16 protein-coding genes are annotated in these 13,632 nt (G+C 68.6%); 6 read left to right on the top strand and 10 right to left on the bottom strand.

Annotated features, from left to right (window positions below; translation table 11 throughout):
- The first annotated feature begins 17 nt into the window (after window positions 1-17).
- Window positions 18-1,364, top strand: a complete 1,347-nt coding sequence (gene dnaA, locus VEC11_RS05035) for a chromosomal replication initiator protein DnaA (RefSeq protein WP_464129502.1) — start codon at window positions 18-20, stop codon at window positions 1,362-1,364.
- A 133-nt stretch (window positions 1,365-1,497) separates the two neighbouring features.
- On the opposite strand, the gene VEC11_RS05030 is transcribed toward dnaA, so the two are convergent.
- The 3 genes from VEC11_RS05030 to VEC11_RS05020 all read right to left on the bottom strand — a co-directional run bounded on the left by VEC11_RS05030 (window position 1,498) and on the right by VEC11_RS05020 (window position 3,772).
- Complete coding sequence (locus VEC11_RS05030; protein WP_464129501.1) at window positions 1,498-2,268, bottom strand: hypothetical protein; 771 nt, start codon at window positions 2,266-2,268, stop codon at window positions 1,498-1,500.
- 102 nt (window positions 2,269-2,370) lie between these two features.
- Complete coding sequence (locus VEC11_RS05025; RefSeq protein WP_464129500.1) at window positions 2,371-3,000, bottom strand: glutathione S-transferase family protein; 630 nt, start codon at window positions 2,998-3,000, stop codon at window positions 2,371-2,373.
- Between the two features lie 91 nt (window positions 3,001-3,091).
- The gene (locus VEC11_RS05020) at window positions 3,092-3,772 is read right to left on the bottom strand and encodes a DUF4136 domain-containing protein (protein WP_464129499.1); all 681 of its coding nucleotides are present in this window, start codon (window positions 3,770-3,772) and stop codon (window positions 3,092-3,094) included.
- 225 nt (window positions 3,773-3,997) lie between these two features.
- Here VEC11_RS05020 and VEC11_RS05015 point away from each other — a divergent pair, with 225 nt between their 5' ends.
- Complete coding sequence (locus VEC11_RS05015) at window positions 3,998-4,384, top strand: hypothetical protein (protein ID WP_464129498.1); 387 nt, start codon at window positions 3,998-4,000, stop codon at window positions 4,382-4,384.
- 9 nt (window positions 4,385-4,393) lie between these two features.
- On the opposite strand, the gene VEC11_RS05010 is transcribed toward VEC11_RS05015, so the two are convergent.
- The 4 genes from VEC11_RS05010 to secB all read right to left on the bottom strand — a co-directional run bounded on the left by VEC11_RS05010 (window position 4,394) and on the right by secB (window position 8,168).
- Window positions 4,394-4,915 (bottom strand): hypothetical protein, encoded by a 522-nt coding sequence (locus VEC11_RS05010; RefSeq protein WP_464129497.1) that lies wholly within the window; start codon window positions 4,913-4,915, stop codon window positions 4,394-4,396.
- Window position 4,916: 1 nt separating this feature from the next.
- The gene (gene trpS, locus VEC11_RS05005; protein ID WP_464129496.1) at window positions 4,917-5,906 is read right to left on the bottom strand and encodes a tryptophan--tRNA ligase; all 990 of its coding nucleotides are present in this window, start codon (window positions 5,904-5,906) and stop codon (window positions 4,917-4,919) included.
- On the bottom strand, window positions 5,906-7,498 hold the full coding sequence (gene murJ / locus VEC11_RS05000; protein WP_464129495.1) for a murein biosynthesis integral membrane protein MurJ: 1,593 nt from the start codon (window positions 7,496-7,498) through the stop codon (window positions 5,906-5,908). The genes trpS and murJ overlap by 1 nt, the downstream gene beginning before the upstream one ends.
- A gap of 148 nt (window positions 7,499-7,646) precedes the next feature.
- Window positions 7,647-8,168 carry a protein-export chaperone SecB gene (gene secB / locus VEC11_RS04995; RefSeq protein WP_464129494.1) on the bottom strand — a complete coding sequence of 174 codons (522 nt, stop codon included), beginning with the start codon at window positions 8,166-8,168 and terminating at the stop codon, window positions 7,647-7,649.
- 209 nt (window positions 8,169-8,377) lie between these two features.
- Between secB and VEC11_RS04990 the strand changes: the two genes are divergently transcribed.
- Genes VEC11_RS04990 through VEC11_RS04980 form a run of 3 tightly spaced genes read left to right on the top strand, consistent with a single transcriptional unit; the run spans window position 8,378 to window position 10,738 of the window.
- Window positions 8,378-9,004: a Tim44/TimA family putative adaptor protein gene (locus VEC11_RS04990; protein ID WP_464129708.1), complete on the top strand. Its 627-nt coding sequence runs from the start codon at window positions 8,378-8,380 to the stop codon at window positions 9,002-9,004.
- Window positions 9,005-9,057: 53 nt separating this feature from the next.
- Window positions 9,058-10,242, top strand: coding sequence for a murein transglycosylase A (gene mltA / locus VEC11_RS04985; RefSeq protein ID WP_464129493.1), 1,185 nt, complete (start codon window positions 9,058-9,060; stop codon window positions 10,240-10,242).
- Window positions 10,220-10,738 carry a Smr/MutS family protein gene (locus VEC11_RS04980; protein ID WP_464129492.1) on the top strand — a complete coding sequence of 173 codons (519 nt, stop codon included), beginning with the start codon at window positions 10,220-10,222 and terminating at the stop codon, window positions 10,736-10,738. Before mltA ends, VEC11_RS04980 begins: the two co-directional genes overlap by 23 nt.
- Here the strand turns inward: VEC11_RS04980 and dapE are convergent.
- The gene (dapE, locus tag VEC11_RS04975) at window positions 10,704-11,858 is read right to left on the bottom strand and encodes a succinyl-diaminopimelate desuccinylase (RefSeq protein ID WP_464129491.1); all 1,155 of its coding nucleotides are present in this window, start codon (window positions 11,856-11,858) and stop codon (window positions 10,704-10,706) included. The two genes, VEC11_RS04980 and dapE, sit on opposite strands and share 35 nt — an antisense overlap.
- A 158-nt stretch (window positions 11,859-12,016) precedes the next feature.
- Between dapE and VEC11_RS04970 the strand changes: the two genes are divergently transcribed.
- A complete protein-coding gene (locus VEC11_RS04970) occupies window positions 12,017-12,469 on the top strand; it encodes a cupin domain-containing protein (protein ID WP_464129490.1) in 453 nt (150 codons plus the stop codon).
- Here VEC11_RS04970 and VEC11_RS04965 read toward each other — a convergent pair.
- Both VEC11_RS04965 and VEC11_RS04960 read right to left on the bottom strand, forming a co-directional pair.
- The gene (locus VEC11_RS04965) at window positions 12,463-12,900 is read right to left on the bottom strand and encodes a nuclear transport factor 2 family protein (protein WP_464129489.1); all 438 of its coding nucleotides are present in this window, start codon (window positions 12,898-12,900) and stop codon (window positions 12,463-12,465) included. The genes VEC11_RS04970 and VEC11_RS04965 overlap by 7 nt on opposite strands.
- Window positions 12,897-13,589 (bottom strand): glutathione S-transferase family protein, encoded by a 693-nt coding sequence (locus VEC11_RS04960; protein ID WP_464129488.1) that lies wholly within the window; start codon window positions 13,587-13,589, stop codon window positions 12,897-12,899. The genes VEC11_RS04965 and VEC11_RS04960 overlap by 4 nt, the downstream gene beginning before the upstream one ends.
- Between the last annotated feature and the right edge of the window lie 43 nt (window positions 13,590-13,632).

Below are 13,632 nucleotides of genomic sequence, written 5' to 3'. Positions count from 1 at the left end.
CAGCGGATGTGGGCGGCATGATCGCGTCCGCATGGGAATCGATTCGCGCGAATCTTCGCCGCGACTGCGGCGCCCGCACCTTCGACGGCTGGCTCCGCCCGATTGCGCTCGGCGACTTCGACGCCGACAGCGGCACGCTCCGCCTGCAGCTCCCGTCCCAGTTCATGGCCGACTGGGTGCAGACCCATTTCGCCGAGCGGCTGACCCTCGCCTGGAAGGCGCGCCTGCCGGAGGTCCGCCAGATCCGCATCTGCGTCGGCCCGGGCGCGCCCAGCACCGCTGCCCTGGTCGAGATCCCGGCCCCGCCCGAGAAGGAGGCGAAGGCGGCTCCCGGCCTCTACTCGGTCGCGCTGGAGCCCCGCTACCGCTTCGAGAATTTCGTGGTCGGGAAGGCGAACGAGGTCGCGTTCAGCGCCGCCCAGACGCTCGCCACCTCGGACAAGGTCGCCTTCAACCCGCTCTTCATCCATGGCGGCACCGGCCGCGGCAAGACCCACTTGCTGCATGCGATCGGCCACGAATTCCATCGCCTCCGGCCGCGCGCCAAGATCGTCTACATGTCGGCGGAGAAGTTCACTGTCGAGTTCCTCGCCGCCCTGCGCGCCAACGAGACCTTCAAGTTCAAGCAGCAGCTGCGCTCCGCCGACCTGCTGATGATCGACGACGTCCAGTTCATCGCCGGCAAGGAATCGACCCAGGAAGAATTCTTCCACACGATGAACGAGATCATGTCGGCCGGCCGGCGCTTCGTGATCAGCTCCGACCGCGCGCCGCAGGACCTGGACGGGCTCGAGCCGCGGATCCTCTCGCGCCTCTCCTGGGGCCTGGTCGCCGACATCAATGCGGCCGACCTGGAGCTCCGGCTCAACATCATCACCAAGAAACTGGAGGCCCTGCCCGACGTCAGCGTGCCCGACGACGTGGTGATGTTCCTCGCCAAGCGAATCAGCTCCAACGTCCGCGAGCTGGAGGGCGCGCTCAACCGGATCGCCGCCTATGCGACGATGCAGAACCGGGTGATCGACCTCGACTTCGTCGGCGAGGTGCTCGCGAACATCCTGCGCGCCAACCAGCGCCGCATCTCGATCGACGAGATCCAGACCCGGGTCAGCGACCATTACCGGATCCGCAAGGCCGAGATGACCTCGGCCCGCCGGGCTCGCGAGGTGGCGCGGCCGCGCCAGGTCGCCATGTACCTCTCCAAGCAGCTCACGCCGCGCTCGCTGCCCGAGATCGGCCGCCGCTTCGGCGGGCGCGATCACACCACGGTGATCCACGCCGTGCGGCAGATCGAGAAGCTGCGCGCGCTCGACGCCGAGCTCGACGCCGACATCCGCCTGCTGACGCGCCAGCTGGAGAGCTGAGGCTTCGGGATCGCGATGGACTTGCGTGCTCCTGCGCAGGCAGGAGCGTTGTAAGACCCGCTTTGCCGCCGGCCAGCGCTCCGGCCTTCGCCGGAGCACACCCAATGAGCGCAGCTTTTCCGTCGCATCGCCGTCATCGCTTCCGCGCCTTCGCGGCCGCTTTCCGGCGCATGCGGCGGTTGCGGGCGGGTGCGGAAGTTGACGTTGTTGACGGCACGTCGGGGAAGCATGGGTCCTCGCCGAGGTCGAAATCGCCATCGTCCAGCTCGTCCTCATCCTCTTCCGCCGGCGCGTTCGCGGCCGGGCCCCAGCGGAACAGATTGGCCGATTTCCACGGCTCCCCGTCGCCGTCCTGCGCCAGCTCGGCGATCACCTGGCGGCGCTGTCCTTCCTCGTCGCACCAGGCGTCCCGGGCCACCCAGGTCAGGGCGTCCGCCATGCCGAGCGCGGCGCGTTCCGGATGCGGCGCCCGGTCCCGCCGGTCGACATGCCTGCCGTAGCGGTAGGGCTTGCGGTAGCGCAGCAGGAACATGGCGAGCCGCTCGTCATAGCGGCGGTGGGTGCCGACCAGCTCGCCCTTGTAATAATGCGGCACCTCGACGCCGTTGACGGCGCGGCCGAAAGCGGCGTCCTCGACCTTGTCGACCGCGCCGTCGAGGGCGAGGTCCATGGCGAGGCGGAAGCTCTGCGCGTCCGGGCGCCGGCGGAGCGCATAGACCGCCTCATGCGACACGCCGACCTTCGCACAGGCCTCGCGGATGCAGCCGCAGGCGGCAAAGGCCTGGATCAGCGCCACCTGCCGCGCCGGCGTGAGGCCGTCATGGCGGTAGCGGAGCTTCACCGGCGCGAAGTCCGGAACGGAGGGCGCGCTTTCGCCCGCGCCGCGGCGTTTCCCTGTGTTCATCCGCGAGCGTAGATCAGAGATTTTCCAACATTGATCCAACAATCGTCGGACCGGGCTCGGAATTTCTCTTTCGCCGGAGCGCGGGGCGCGCCAGCCAGAACGTCAGACGACCTCGATTTCCTCGGTCGCCAGCGCCCGCTGCACTGCGGGGCGGGCGAGCATCGCCTGCTTGTGCGCGGTCCAGCCGGGATAGGCCGTCATGTCGAGCCCGATGCGGCCACCCCAGCGATAGAAGACCAGCAGATAGGGATCGGCGATCGAATAGCGGCCGCCGACCAGCCAGCTGCCATCCGGGACCAGGGCTTCGATCTCCGCGAAATAGGCCGCAATGGCGCGGCGACCGCTGGCCATGACCTCCTCGCGCGCGGCCTCGCCATCGGCAAAGCGGGCGGCGCGCCAGAGCTGCGCGAAGGCGATGTGGACGCTGGACGAGAAGAAGTTGAGCAGCTCGTGCGTCCGCCCGAGCCGGTTGACGTCGGCGAGGTCGAGCAGGCCCGCCTCGGGGAAGCGATGGCCGAGCCAGGACAGGATCGCCGGGCTCTCCGTCAGCACGAAGTCGCCATCGGTCAGCGCCGGCACCCTGCCGTGCGGGTTGATCGCCAGATATTCGGGCGTCTGGTGCTCGCCCGCGGCAAGGTTGATCCGGCTGGCGGTGAACGGTTCGCCGATCTCTTCGAGGATGATGTGGGCCGCGAGCGAGCAGGCGCCCGGGTGATGATAGAGCGTGATCATGGCCGACCTCCGCTTGGGACCTAATGCGGCGGCGGCGAAAGAAAAAGGGGCCGGTCACCCGGCCCCTTCCCTGGCGGCAGACGGCGGAAGCCTAGTTCCGCGCCTGGCCCTCGCGCTCGGGCATGACGGTAATCCGGACGGTCTCGCCATTGTTGCCGGGGAAGCCCGTGAACATCGCCTCGATCAGGTTCGGGACCAGCCGCGGCAGCTCGTTGCTGCGGCTGCGGGCCTGGGCCTTGCCCTCGAAGAGGGACTGGCCGTCGCTGGCGCGGCGGATGTCGAGCTCGAGGAAGGAGGTGTAGAGCGTGTAGCTGTGCACGTCGTAGCCGCCCCAGAACGGGTCGTGCCAGCCCCAGAAGAAGGGGCTGCGGTAGCGCCCGAAGCCGCCATAGCCGAAGCGGCTGTAATAGGGGTAACGGCCGAAGCCGCGATAGCCCCAGGGATCGAGGAACGGATCGGGCGTGGCGACGACGCGCTCACGGCCCTGGTCGACGCCATAATCGAGCGACACGATGAAATTCGCGTCCGCTTCGGACGAGGCCTCGCGATAGCCGAGCCCGGTCAGATGCTGGCGGACCAAAGCGGCATAGGTGCCGAATTCGAGCCCGCCATTCTTTTCGCGGTCCGCGGCGCGGACCACGAAGCTCTGCCCGGCCGGGGCCGGCATCGCCTGGAAGCGCGACACCTGGGTGGGAAGGCCGGTCGCGCAGGCGGACAGGCCGAGCGAGGCGGCCGCGGCCGCGACCGAAATGATCAATTTCCTGAGTGACATGGCACCAAGCCTTTGCAGTCGGGGCACCGCCGGAACGAGCGGAGCTTTATCCTGAATATAGAACGAGTTGGCCTGTTTGACAAAGGGCCGCTGAACCATGGGTTTACGAACCGATGCGGGACCGCCGGGCGACGCCCCCGCATGGCTTGGACGCCGCGGGGCGCGGGAAGCCGCAGGCGCAGTCAGTTCATCCTGCCTTCAAGCAGGGGATGGGACGAACGCGCGATGATCCTGTCCCTCACGCTCGCCGCTGCGCTGGCGGCCGATGCGGCGCCGCCGCCCTTGCTCCGGATGGAGAATGCGCGCGTGATCGCGGTCGGGCCGCGGCCTCCCGACTCGGGCATCTTCGCGAGCTATGCGGACATGGACGTCGCGCCCCCGGGCGGACGGCCGCAACGCATGTACATGCTCTGGGCGAGCCGGCACCAATATCTGCCCGACGTCGGCTCGGTCTGCAGGATCGTCTACCGGCGCGAGCCGCTGCTGCCGGGCAATTTGCACCGCCCGCCCGGGCACGGCCAACCCGACCGCGCGCCGTTCAACGTCGTCTACGAGCTCAATTGCGGTTTCGCACCGGGTGCGCCGCCGGTTCAACGCAACCCGAGCGCCTGATAGGCTGGTTCAACCGGGCTGCTGCGGGGAGAAGAAAACGCCAGCCAGATGACGCTCGAGCTCGACGACGAGTTCATAATCCTGGTCCGTGACACGCGGATTGCCCCAGAAAACAGTTGCCATGAGCGGACGATGTTCGATCGCAAGAAGCTCGCGAAATGGCTCGGAATCCGGCGCACTGCCGCGCACGAGGTCGACGCCTCGCATCGAAGTGAGGAAGGCATCGAGAACCCATTGGTCGGCCTCACGTGACAGGCCGCCGATGAGCACGGAGGACAGGGCGATCTCGTCGTCGACGCGTGACGTGAGCATTGCCGAGCCGGAAGCCGACGTAAAGTGCGTGGCGAGGTGGGCGAGAGGCCCGGTCCACGATGCTTTGAAGCTATCGCCATTGTGGCCGAGAAATTCGCGACAGACGCTGAGCCAGTGTTGGGACAGTGCATCGAACCGCCACTGCACGGTCCCGTTGTACCGACCATTGAAATCGAAGCTGGCGATGGAGAACCCCTCGGCGTTCCGCCGCATCATCATCTCAACGCAGGCCCATCGCGCGGTAGGCTCTCTCCAGCGTCGGCGCGGCGAGCGCTGCCGCTTTGGCCGAACCCTTTTCGAGGATCGCCTCCAGCGCCTCGGGATGCGCGTCGAAATCCTGCAGCCGGGCGCGGATCGGCGCCAGCGTCTCGACGACGAGGTCGGCCAGAGCGGGCTTGAACGCGCCGAAGCCCTTGCCGGCAAAGTCGTCCAGCACCGACTGGCTGGAGCGGTCGGTGAGCGCCGCATAGATGGTGACGAGGTTCAGCGCCTCGGGGCGGCCGGCCAGCGCGTCGACATTGTCGGGCAGCGGCTCCGGATCGGTCTTCGCCTTGCGGATCTTCTGCGCGATCGTGTCGCTGTCGTCGCCGAGATTGACCCGGCTCATGTCCGACGGATCGGACTTGGACATTTTCGCATTGCCGTCGCGCAGGCTCATGATCCGCGCCGCGGTCTCGCCGATCAGCGGCTCGGGCAGGATGAACAACTCGACCCCGTAATCGGTGTTGAACTTCTGGGCGATGTCCCGGGCCAGCTCCAGATGCTGTTTCTGGTCCTCGCCGACGGGCACGTGCGTCGCCTGGTAGAGCAGGACATCCGCCGCCTGCAGCACCGGATAGTCGAACAAAGCGACCGAGGCGCCCTCGCGATTCTTGCCGGCCTTGTCCTTCCACTGGGTCATGCGGTTCAGCCAGCCCATCCGTGCCGTGCCGTTGAGCAGCCAGCAGAGCTCGGCATGGGCGGGGATGCGCGCCTGATTGTAGAGCACGGCGATCTCGGGGTCGATGCCGCAGGCGATCAGCGAGGCGGCCATCTCATGCACGTTGCGCCGGCGCTCGGCCGCCGGGATATGTTCGCTGAGCGAGTGGAGATCGGCCAGGAAGATCAGGCACTCCATCTCGTGCTGCATGCGGACCCAGCGCCGGATCGCGCCGAGATAATTGCCGAGATGGAGGTTGCCGGTCGGCTGGATGCCTGAAACGACGCGCATCAGTCAGTCTTTCCCGTTGTTGCTTCCGGTCGTGGTTTGCGCCGGAGGAACGCCTTCAGCTCGGCGAGCGAATAGGCCCGCGTGGCGAAGACGGCGACCGCATAGACGATGACGCCGCCGCCGACCAGCAGCGCGAGGCCGGCGACGCGATGCTCGAAATTGCCGGCGAGGAAGGGGCGGATCCAGGGCGTGGCGGCGAACAGGGCGGCGGCCATGAGCAAGGCGGCGAGCGCGAGCCGGGCGACAAGGCTGGCCAGGCTGCGGTCCATCTCGAACTGGCCGCGCTTGCGGAGCGTCAGATAGAGCAGGGTGACGTTGACCCAGGAGGCGATGGCCGTGGCGAGCGGCGGGCCGACATGCCTGAGCGGCCAGATCAGGATGAGGTTGAGCACCAGGTTCACCGCGATCGAGATCAAAGCGAAGCGCAGCGGCGTCTTCATGTCCTGGCGGGCGTGATAGCCGGGGGTCAGCACCTTGATCAGGATGTAGGCGGGCAGGCCCGTCGAGAAGGCGGCGAGCGCCCAGGCGGTGGCGACCGCGTCGCCGTCGGTGAAGGCGCCATATTGGAGCAGGCCGCGGATGATCGGCTCGGCGCTGACGATGAGCGCAGCGGTCGCGGGGAGAGTGAGGAAGAGGGCGAGCTGCAGCCCCTTCTTCTGGAAATCGAGCGCGCCGCGCTCGTCGCCGCCGGCGAGCATGCGGGCGATGGTCGGCAGCAGCACGGTCCCGAGGCCGATGCCGACCAGGCCGAGCGGCAGCTGGTTCAGCCGGTCCGCATAATAGATGTAGGAGACCGAGCCCTCGTCGAGGAAGCGCGCGGCGAGCATGGTCGAGACGACGAGGTTGATCTGCATGGCGCCGGCGCCGGCCGCGGCGGGCCAGATCAATTTCAGGAGCTGCTTCACGTCGTCATTCAGCCGGGGCAGGCGCAGCTTCAGCTTCACCCCGGCGCGCCGGCAGGCGAGCCAGAGCCAGAGGAATTGCAGGACGCCGGCAATGGTGACGCCCCAGGCCTGGGCGCGGGCGGTGCCGTAATCGTCCGGCCCGTGGAAGAAGAGCAAAGCGGTGATCAGGGTGAGGTTGAGGAGGATCGGCGCCGCCGCATTCACCCAGAAGCGGTGCAGGCTGTTGAGGATGCCGCCGAGCAGGGAGACGAGGGAGATGAAGAGCAGATAGGGAAAGGTGATCCGCGCCAGCTCGGTGGCGAAGGCGAACTGCTCGGGCGTCACCTCGTTGAAGCCGCCGGAGAGGACGAGCACCGCGGGGCCGGCGAGCAGCATCAGCAGGCCGGTGAACAGGATCAGGAAGGGCAGGAGGATCGCCAGGGCCTGCTCGGCGAACAGGAAGGCGCGGTCCAGTCTGCCGTCATCCTCGCCAACCTTGCGGTTGAAGCTCGGCACGAAGGCGGAGGCGAAGGCGCCCTCGGCGAAGAGGGCGCGGAACATGTTGGGCAGGCGGAAGGCAATCAGGAAGGCGTCGGAGGCGAAGCCGGCGCCGAGGAAGCGCGCCATCAGCATGTCGCGCACGAAGCCCAGCACCCGGCTGACCAGGGTGAGGATGCCGATCGAGGAGAAGGATCGGACGAGATTCATGCGGTAATAATGGCCCTCCCGGTCCCCCCCATACCGTTCGGGCTGAGCTTGTCGAAGCCCTGCTTGTCCCTTTTCTGTGGGAAAGAAGGACAGCCCCCTTCGACAGGCTCAGGGCGAACGGGGTCGGTGGTCCCAGAGGTCGTCGGGATCAGGCCTGCCCGGTGTCCCCGAACTGGTTGCCGGTGGCTTCGGCCTGCTGCTGGGCGGCGCTCTGCATGTAGAGGCCGGCGAAATCGATCGGATCGAGCAGCAGCGGCGGGAAGCCGCCGTCGATCACCGTGTCGGCGATGATCCGGCGGGCGAAGGGGAAGAGCAGGCGCGGCGCCTCGGCGAGCAGGAAGGGCTGGAGCTGCTCCTCGGGGATGTTGCGCAGCGCGAACAGGCCCGCATAGAGGCACTCGACGCGGAAGGCGACGCCCTGGTCGCCCTTGGCCTCGACCTCGATCTTGAGCACGACCTCGTGCACGTCCTGGCCGACGCCCTGCACGCCGATATTGACCTGGACGTCCATCTGCGGCTGGCCCTGCCACTGGAAGACCGCCGGCGCGTTCGGATTCTCGAAGCTCAGATCCTTCACATATTGGGCGAGGATGCCGACCTGCGGCAGGCCGTCATTGCCATTGCCGGCATTGGTGTCGATGAAATCGGGAACGCCTGCGTCGTCGGCCATGTTATCGTCTTTCAGAACAAGGGTGATTGGCGTCGGCGCGCGGGCGCGCCGGGTCGCGGCGGCGGGTAGCAGGCGCGCCGCGAGGGCGCAACATCCGCGCCCATGGTTCGTTCATGTTTAATGCTTATTTGAAAGTGCACGGCATCGGGCCTATGTAGGAAAAACTTTCCGGGAGAATTTGGTTGACCGTCGAGATCGTCCTCTTGGCCATGATCGCCCTCTTCGTCGGGCTGCGGCTCTATGCCGTGCTGGGGCAGCGGACGGGCCACGAGCAGCAGCCGGTCAGCAGGCCGGAAGTCCCGCCCGAGACGAAGAAGCCGGCGCCGACGATCGCCGACGTCCCGGCCAACACCGCCGAGCCGAGCGGCCTCGCCTACGAGCGCGGCGCCGCCGCCGGCATCGGCGCGATCATCGCCGCCGACCCGAGCTTCGACGTCGCCCGCTTCATCGAGGGCGCGCAGGCCGCCTACCGGATGACCCTGGAAGCCTTTTGGAAGGGCGACCGCGAGGAGCTTGCCTGGCTCGCCAACGACCAGGTGCGCGCCGCCTTCGAGGAGGCGATCGACGCGCGCGAGGCCGCGGGCGAGACGCTGGAGAACAGGCTGGTGGGGATCGAGCGCGCCACGATCGAGGACGCGCGCCTGACCGGCAAGGTCGCCGAGATCGAGGTCCGCTTCGACGCCTTCATCGCCGCGGTGACGCGGAACAAGGACGGCGAGGTCGTCGCCGGCTCGCTCAGCGACGCGGTGCCCACCAAGGATCTCTGGACCTTCCAGCGCGACCTCAAGAGCCGCGACCCGAACTGGCGTCTCGTCGAGACCGACGAAGCCGCCTGACGCTCCGCGCAACCGTGCGGCGTTTCCTCTTTCTGACGGCTTCGCTCCTGGCGGTGAGCGCATGCGCCCGCGTCGTGCCGCCGCCGCGGCCGACGCCGCCGGTGCCGGCGCCAGCGCCGACGCCCGTGCCGGCCCCGACGCCTGTGCCGACACCGACACCGACCCCGCCGCCGGCGCCGGAATATGCGAATGCGCTGGCCGCGGGCGTGCGCGCGGGGCCGGCATTGCGGCTCGGCGCCGACGAGGCCGAGCGCGCCTACCGGGCCTTCCGCGCGTCCTGCCGGACTGTGACGACGCGGCGCGACACGAGCGGGCTGACCCAGCCCGAGGACTGGCGCGACGCCTGCGCCGGCGAGGCGCTGACCGAGCCCGCGGCGATGGTCCGCTTCTTCGAGCGCAATTTCGAGCCGGTGATCGTCGGCGACGGCGCGGCCTTCGTCACCGGCTATTACGAACCGGAGATCCGCGGCTGCCGGACCCGACAGCCGGGCTGCGAGGTGCCGATCTACCGCCGCCCGCCGGATTTGCTCGAGACCAATCCGCAGACCGGCGCCGCGGGCCGGGGACGGCTCGATGCGAGCGGGACGTTCGTCCCTTATTACGACCGCACGGAGATCGAGGCGGGGGTGCTGGCGGGGCGCGGCCTGGAGCTGGCTTATGCGGCCGACCCGGTCGATCTCTTCTTCCTCCAGATCCAGGGCTCGGGACGGCTCCGCCTGCCGGACGGCGGCGTGATGCGGATCGGCTACGCCCAGCAGAACGGGCGCGGCTATGTCCCGATCGGGCGGCTGCTGCGCGAGCGCGGCCTGATCGTGCCGCCCGTCACCATGCAGAAGATCGTCGCCTGGCTGCACGAAGATACCGGGCGCGGCGCGGCGATGATGCGGGAGAATCCGAGCTACGTCTTCTTCCGCGAGCTGACCGGGCCGGGCCCGCTCGGCTCGATCGGCGTGCCCGTCGTCGGCCGGGCCTCGGTCGCGGTCGATCCGCGCTTCATCCCCTATGGCGCGCCGGTCCTGCTCAGCGGGATGGACAATGCGCGCGCGGACGGGCTCTGGGTCGCGCAGGATACGGGCGGCGCGATCCGCGGGCCGAACCGGGTCGACACCTTCTGGGGCGCGGGCGAGGAGGCGGCGTTGATCGCGGGGGGCATGTCGGCGCGCGGGCGGGCCGTGCTGCTGCTGCCGAGAGGGGCGCTCGCGCGCATCCAGAGCCGTGCCGCGGCGGCTCAGCGCTGAGGAAGCGGCGCTCTGGCGCCGGGTCGTCGACAGCGTCAAACCCCTGCACGGCCCGCTGCCCGTGACGACCGGGACGCCGGCCGTCCCATTCCCGCCGAAGGCAATTGCAAAGCCGCGTGCCGTCGCGCCGCCGTCGAAGCCCGGGCCGGGGACGACGCTCGATGCAAGCTGGGACCGGCGGCTCGCGCGCGGCCTCGTCCAGCCGGACCGAAGCCTCGATCTGCACGGCCACAATCTCGCCACCGCCTACGACCTTCTCGACCGCCGCCTGCGCGAGGCGATCGCCGACGGGGCACGGTTATTGCTGCTGATCACCGGGAAGCCGCCCTCGAAGGAGCATAGCGGTCGCGGCGCGATCCGCGCGGCGGTGGGGGACTGGCTGGCCGCCTCGCCGCATGCGGGCGACATCGCCGCCGTCCGCAACGCCCATCCGCGCCATGGCGGCGCGGGGGCGCTCTACATCATCCTGAGGCGCCGCCGAGAGCCGACGAAATGACCCGCGCGTAGATGCGGGCCAGGGCGCGGATGTCTTCAATCGCGGCCGCCTCGTCCAGTTTGTGCATCGTTGCATTGGGCAAGCCGAAATCCACCACCGGGCAGAGCGCGATCAGGAAGCGGCCGTCGGAGGTCCCGCCATGGGTGGAGAGGCGTGGGCTCACGCCGGTCTCCGCCTCGATCGCCGCGGAGACGATCTCGTAGATCGGGCCGGGCGGGGTCAGGAAGGCCTCGCCGGAGATCTTCGCCTCGACAGTGGCACCGGGCGCGGCGGCCGCGGCGGTGCGGCGGACCAAATCGACCAGGTCGGCGCCGCGCTGGAGGTTGTTGAAGCGGATGTTGAGCTGGGCGCGGGCCCAGGCGGGAATGACGTTGGTCGCCCTGGTCGCGGTCTCGACCGCGGTGATCTCGAGGTTGGAGGGCTGGAAGGCGTCGTTGCCGTCGTCGAGATGCAGCGCTTCCAGCGCCTCGATCACCCTGGCCAGCTTCGGCACCGGATTGTCGGCGCGGTGCGGATAGGCGACATGACCCTGCACGCCGGGCACGGTCACCCACATGTTCACCGAGCCGCGCCGGCCGATCTTCACGATGTCGCCGAGCCGCGCCTCCGAGGTCGGCTCGCCGATCAGGATCATGTCGGGACGGATGCCGCGTTCGGCCATCCAGTCCATGAGGACGGGCGTGCCATAGGTGGCCGGGCCTTCCTCGTCGCCGGTGATGATCAGGCTGAGCGTGCCCTGATGCCGGGTCTGCGACGCCGCCGCGACGAAGGCCGCGATCCCGCCCTTCATGTCGACTGCGCCGCGGCCGTAGAGCACTTCGCCCTGAATTTCCGGGACGAACGGGTCGGTTAGCCAGCCGTCGCCCGGCGGCACCACGTCGAGATGGCCGGCAAAGCCGAAATGCGGGCCGCCGCTGCCGCGCGCGGCGTAGAGATTCTCGACCGGCCCGTCCGGCGCCTCGCCGGTGACGAAGCGATGGACCTCGAAGCCGATCGAGGCGAGCGCCTCCTCGAGCACGTCGAACACCTCGCCCTGCGAGGGCGTGATGCTTCGGCAGGCGATGAGGCGGGAGGCGAGGGCGACCGGGTCAATTTTTGGGGGATCGATTGCGGCTGTCATGGCTCCCGCCTAGAATATTTGCACGGAAGAGACACCCCACTCCGTTCGCCCTGAGCCTGTCGAAGGGCTGCCCTTTCTCGCTGCCGCCGCAAGAGAAGGACAGGGCTTCGACAGGCTCAGCCCGAACGGTTCAGTGGAAACCGGAGCGGGAACCCAGCATGCCGAAGCTCGACATCGATGCGATCGAACTGCTCAGCCGGACCACCTATCCGATGCCCTTCGCCGCGGAGATGGGCGGCCGCCATTATCGGCGGCTCGGCCCGGCCGGCGGGCTGACCCAGCTCGGCATCAGCCATTGCCGGCTCGATCCGGGCGGCGTTTCCAGCATGCGGCACTGGCACGAGGGCATCGACGAGTTCGTGGTCGTGCTGGAGGGCGAGGCGATGCTCGTCGAGGACGAGGGCGAGACCCTGCTCCGCGCCGGCGATTGCGCCGCCTTCCCCCGGGACGTGCCCAACGGCCACCGCCTGATCAACCGCAGCGACCGGCCCTGCCTCTTCCTGGCGATCGACTGCCGGCTCGGCGAGGGCGCCTGCCATTATCCCGATGTCGACCTGCATGCGCCCGCGGGGAGCGACGGCTACACCCACAAGGACGGCACGCCTTACTGAGTGGGAGGCTCGGGGACGCGGGTTGCCTGGATGTGGACTGCGCGCCACTCGCCGCCGAAGCGGCGGAAGGTGTCGGAAAAGCGGATGCGGACGGCAAAGGGCGCGCCGCCTGACGTTCCCCGCACGACGACGTCGCCGCCCACCACCCCCGCATCGGGACCGAGCGGCAGGAAATAGCGGTCGGTGATCGTGATCGGCTCGTAATGCGTCGACGGGTCCATCCAGCCGGCGATGAAGTCGGCGCGGCTCTGGCGCACGCCGTTGCTGCCGACGAAAACGAGGTCCGGCGCGGTCATCGCCTCCATCGTGGCCCGGTCCTGCGCGATCTGGGCCTGGTCGAAACGATCGGCGATCGTGCGGAGCGTCTCGACAGAAACGTCCGGCGCAGCGGCGGTGGCGAGCAGAGCTGCAGCCAGGACGGCAGGGCTCATCGCTGCGGCGCCTCATATTGCTCGATCACCCAGGGCTCCTCCTGCGCCGCCTCGATCCACTCCTTCATCCAGGCATGGTCGAGGATCGTTTCCATATAGGTCGCGGCGAAGCGGGGGACGGGGACGGAATAGGTGACGAAGCGGGTGACGACAGGCGCGAACATGATGTCGACCGCGCCGAAATCGCCGAACAGATAGGGGCCGCCCGAGCCGTGGCGGGCGCGGGCCTGGGCCCAGAGCTCGAGGATGCGCAGCACCTCCAGCTTCACCGGCTCGTTCAGCTCGCGGGTCGGGAATTGCTTGCGCACGTTCATCGACAGCTCGCGGCGCAGGTTCGGATAGGAGGAGTGCATCTCCGCCGCCATCGAGCGGGCCATGCCGCGGGCGGTGTCGTCGCGCGGCCAGTAGCGGGCACGGTCGGTCTTGTCGGCGAGCCATTCGATGATCGCGAGGCTGTCCCAGATCACGGTCTGGTCGTCCCAGAGGATCGGCACCTTGCCGCCCGACGGCGCGAACTCGTCGCCCTCGGTGCGCTTGTCCCACGCCTCGTCGAACATCGGGACGGTGATCTCCTCGAACATCAGGCCCGAATGCTTGACCGCCAGCCAGCCGCGCAGCGACCAGGAGGAATAGGCCTTGTTGCCGATGATGAGCTTGAGCACGCTGACCCGGTCCTCCCTTTTCGTCATGCCGGCAAAGGCTGGCATCCAGGCGGTCTCCGAGACGGTCTGG

The organism is Allosphingosinicella sp. (genome assembly GCF_035626655.1).
Lineage (GTDB): Bacteria > Pseudomonadota > Alphaproteobacteria > Sphingomonadales > Sphingomonadaceae > Allosphingosinicella.
Note: the sequence above shows the minus strand (reverse complement) of the source record. Positions and strands in the feature narration are given on the sequence as shown.